The 1,187-nt window shown below is 74.5% G+C and carries 1 protein-coding gene; it reads right to left on the bottom strand.

Annotation, left to right across the window (positions count from 1 at the left end; translation table 11 throughout):
- Positions 1-191: 191 nt before the first annotated feature.
- Positions 192-1,094 carry a LysR family transcriptional regulator gene (locus AB8Z36_RS40120; RefSeq protein ID WP_369218288.1) on the bottom strand — a complete coding sequence of 301 codons (903 nt, stop codon included), beginning with the start codon at positions 1,092-1,094 and terminating at the stop codon, positions 192-194.
- Positions 1,095-1,187: the final 93 nt, after the last annotated feature.

Raw genomic sequence — 1,187 nt, 5'->3', positions numbered from 1 at the left:
AGGCTCGACCCGACGGGACTCAGCCCACCGGAGATCGACCCGACMGGACTCASCGCAACCGAGGCTCGGCCCGTCGAGACTCAGCCCACCGGAGATCAACCCGACAGGACTCAGCGCAACCGAGGCTCGGCGTGGCCGGGACTCACCCCACTAGGGCTCAGCCTTGCGACCGGGACTCACCCCAATGGGGCTCAGCCTCCCGCCGCTTCCCCGAGCGCCGCGAGGACCGGGCGGATCAGCGGGTGCTCCTCCGCGCCGCACCGTACGGCCGCGAAGACCCGGCGGGTCGGGGCGGCGCCTTCGACCGGGCGCACCACGGCCCCGGACACGTCCATGCCGCGCAGCGCCGAACGCGGCACGAGGGCGACGCCCGCACCGGCCGAGGCGAGCGCCACCACCGCCCGGAAATCGTCGGACCAGTGTTCGAGCAGCGGCTGGAAACCGGCCTGCTCGCAGGCGAGGACCACCACGTCATGGCAGGGGTTCCCGGCGAAGGGGCCGATCCAGGCGTCCTTGGCCAGCTCCGCGAGCGGCACCCGTTCCGCGTCGGCGAGCCGGTGGCCGAGCGGCAGTACGGCGTCGAAGGGCTCGGCGTAGAGCGGCACGCGGGTCAGCCGGGGGTCGTCGGCGCCCGGCGCACCCCGGTACTCCACGGCCACCGCCACGTCCACCTGCCGGTCGAGCACCATCGGCAGGCTGGCGTCGCCCTCGGCGTCCTGCACCCGGACCCTGATCCCGGGCGCGGAGTCGGCGAGGCGGGCCAGGGCCGGGCCGACGACGAGGCCGATGCCGGTGGCGAAGGAGGCTACGGTCACCGTCCCCGCCTCGCCGGAGCTGTACGCGGCGAGCTCGGCCTCGGCGCGCTCCAGCTGGGCCAGGACGGCGTTGGTGTGGGCCAGCAGGATCTCTCCGGCGGGCGTCAGCCGCACCCCGCGCGCCGACCGCTCGACCAGCCGGTGCCCCGTCTCCTGCTCCAGGGCGGTGAGCTGCTGGGACACCGCTGAGGGCGTCAGATACAGCGCGGCGGCGGCAGCCGTGACGGTCCGGTGATCGGCCACCGCCCGAAGGATGTGCAGCCGCCGTGCTTCGATCATGCGCCAATTGTCCCTCACGGATGGGGAAGCCCCACCCGCCACGGAACCATCGCCCCGCAGGGGCCGCGGGAACCAGCAACCGCCCCGCAAGGG

Origin of the sequence: Streptomyces flavofungini (assembly GCF_041028215.1) — a bacterium.
GTDB classification, from domain to species: domain Bacteria; phylum Actinomycetota; class Actinomycetes; order Streptomycetales; family Streptomycetaceae; genus Streptomyces; species Streptomyces flavofungini_B.
Note: the sequence above shows the minus strand (reverse complement) of the source record. Positions and strands in the feature narration are given on the sequence as shown.

Excerpts from the sequence above, each read along its gene's own strand:
- AB8Z36_RS40120 (WP_369218288.1), bottom strand. The coding sequence starts at position 1,094 with ATGATCGAAGCACGGCGGCTGCACATCCTTCGGGCGGTGGCCGATCAC.